Consider the following 2,565-nt stretch of genomic DNA (forward strand, 5'->3'; position numbering starts at 1 on the left):
GGAGGTCCGGCATGAAAGGAGACAAAATCGGGACGTCACAGGCCGTAGAGCCGTATGAACGCACACTCTCCCGCCTAATCGAGCGATATAGGCAGGAGAATGGTTTGGAAAAGGAGCAGCCGCTGACCACTGAAGATGTAATGGTGCTCCAGCAGCAGTATTTGCTCAGCGTCTTGGGCACTGCACTTGCAGAAAAGCACAGCTGGTCCTTGGGCGAGATCGTCGCAATCGACTTCGCGCTCATAAGGCGCTACTCCTGGACGCCCCAGCAGGTGCAGGCGCTGTCTCCTGCTCAAAAATGGCTAGCCATATGCGATGAGCTGGAGCCGCTTCATGTCCCGGAAGAGGCGCGTCGGGTGTGGCGCGATGAGAGGCAGGTGCGGGGACCAGTTCCCATAGATAGTAGGGAGGACGACCTCGAGGTGTGGCGGGAAGCACTTGCCCAGTAGCATCCGTGGGCGAGCTAGAGGTCATTGGAACGATCGCGCTCTCACCCCATTCGTAGTCTGCTGGCGGACTGTTCCAGCTCTCCCAGAGAAGCCGCCCTCTCAGCTCAATGATGAGTTCGTCATGAGCGGCCAGGACGGCTGCACGCTGGGCCGGCAGGTCCAAGGCTTGGCTGGGCTCGTCAAGCGCGAAGGCGAGCGTCTGCCGGCACAGGCCAAGGGCCTGTAGGTAGGGTTGCAGGCCTGCGCTTGGCCAGGCGTCCTCGATTTGCGGGGTTGACCAGCCTTTGTCGGTGAGCGCCTGGCGTAGGGCGTGCTCCAATGCAGTGGCCCGAACGAACGGCCGGGTCGTCCGGCCGAGCCCCGTGAACCAGAGTACGGGGCTCGGCCCTTCGTGGGTCCGCAACTGTGTGACGGCGCTTTGCAGTGCCTTCAAGACAGAGTAAGCATTCGTCTGAGCGACTTGTCGCTCGAGCTGGCGCTGCCTGAGCCAGGTCGCATCGATACCCAGGAAGGAAAAGGTGTACTGCAACTGCTTGAAGAGGTCCTCCATCAGGAGGACGAGGTTCTCATGTGAGAGCCCGAAGCGTTCGTAGTAGGGGAGTCGCTCCAAATGAGCCTTCAGGAAGGCTTTTGCCTGCTCTTCGGGTTCGGCCATGAGGGACTCGATTAGTGCATAGGACAGGTCTTGGCGCCAGTCTGGATTCTGGGCGCAAGCCTCGGGAGGATTGGTCGTGGTCTGCTGGTCACGCATGACTAGACTCCTTGCCGGCTCCCGCCGGCGAGAGATCGGAAGTTCAATAGATGAGATGAAAAATGAGGTTGCAGGACCGGTAGCGCTGAAGGCGTGACGGTCGCTGCTAGAAGGGAGCCGGACACATCCGGTGGTAAGGTTGGCGTCGCCAAACAAACCCACCCAGACCACAGGAGGTCCGGCATGAAGAACGAATACCGCTTTGGATACGACGAGATGCTTATCCAGATCCAGGCATGCGTTCCTGACTCACAAAAGGGGGACGGATTGCCTATGACGATGGCCAGAGCGCAATGGATAAGCCAAGTCTTTGTGCTGTGTACCCTTGGTAACTCACTGGCACGTGACAAAGGCTGGAGGCTATGGGGAATGGATGCCATTGAGTATGCGCTCATGCGTCGCTACTCCTGGCCACTGGAAACCATTCGGGAGATGCCAATTCGGGATAGGTGGCTAGCACTGCATGAAGAACTGGCGGATTTGCAATGGGATGAAGAGGCTCAGCAGGTATGGCTAGCGAAGATCGAACCAGTGCTGCCAGGCGCACCGGGGACGGACTACGACGTCTGGCGTTCGGATGCGCCAGGATTTCAATTACCCCAAGCTCCTGGCTATCTAGTGGTCCGGTAACGAATGCTTCGGGTCTCGAGCGCTTATCGGGCCAAATCTGTTCGGGGTCGATCCTGACCACCGTGGAAAAGCGATAGCCGTGCTCCTGCCAGTGCAAGACTGCCCCGCACCGGTGACTAATCAATCCCTCCTGCTCGAGCCGCTGAGCCACCCAGCTTGGGCGTAGCCCTCCGTATGGTATGTCCTCACGGCTGTTAAGAATGTACTCGATGACACCGTGGATGAGGGCAGCGCTGGGAACAAGTAGGCAGGCATCCAATAGCCAGGCATTGGCGGCGGACCCGTCATACACTCGTCCGTGGTGGCAGAAGTTCTGCAAGGCTTGTATCCATTCGGCGCTCGCTATCGAAAGGAGATTGTTAGCGGGCTGCTGGTCACGCATGACTAGACTCCTTGCCGGCTCCCGCCGGCGAGAGATCGGAAGTTCAATGAAGGGGCTCATGCAAGAGCTCCCTGCCAAGTTGGTGCAAGGTCGGCGAAGCGGGTCTGGTTGGCGATGAAGGCGGCGCGGACGGTGCCGATCGGGCCGTTGCGGTACTTGCCGATGATGATTTCGGCGATGCCCTTGGCCTCGGTGTTGGGGTGGTAGACCTCGTCGCGGTACACGAACATGATCACGTCCGCGTCCTGCTCGATTGCGCCGCTCTCACGCAGGTCTGCGTTGTTCGGTCGCTTGTTCGGCCGGTTCTCCAGGCTGCGATTGAGCTGGGACAGGGCCACGACGGGGCAATCCAT

Annotated in this window: 4 protein-coding genes; 1 reads left to right on the forward strand and 3 read right to left on the reverse strand. The window is 59.5% G+C overall.

Going from position 1 to position 2,565, the window contains the following annotated elements; genetic code table 11:
- Together JHD77_RS32520 and JHD77_RS30250 are read right to left on the reverse strand one after the other, a co-directional pair.
- On the reverse strand, window positions 1-244 hold a 244-nt coding region (locus JHD77_RS32520; RefSeq protein ID WP_233412009.1), incomplete at its 3' end, for a hypothetical protein.
- Window positions 241-1,200 (reverse strand): hypothetical protein, encoded by a 960-nt coding sequence (locus JHD77_RS30250; RefSeq protein WP_196994131.1) that lies wholly within the window; start codon window positions 1,198-1,200, stop codon window positions 241-243. The genes JHD77_RS30250 and JHD77_RS32520, both read right to left, overlap by 4 nt.
- 183 nt (window positions 1,201-1,383) lie before the next feature.
- Here JHD77_RS30250 and JHD77_RS30255 point away from each other — a divergent pair, with 183 nt between their 5' ends.
- The gene (locus JHD77_RS30255) at window positions 1,384-1,830 is read left to right on the forward strand and encodes a hypothetical protein (RefSeq protein WP_003117028.1); all 447 of its coding nucleotides are present in this window, start codon (window positions 1,384-1,386) and stop codon (window positions 1,828-1,830) included.
- 438 nt (window positions 1,831-2,268) lie between these two features.
- Here the strand turns inward: JHD77_RS30255 and JHD77_RS30260 are convergent.
- On the reverse strand, window positions 2,269-2,565 hold a 297-nt coding region (locus JHD77_RS30260), incomplete at its 5' end, for a replicative DNA helicase (protein ID WP_279535486.1).

The organism is Pseudomonas sp. P20, assembly GCF_016463925.1.
GTDB lineage: Bacteria > Pseudomonadota > Gammaproteobacteria > Pseudomonadales > Pseudomonadaceae > Pseudomonas > Pseudomonas aeruginosa.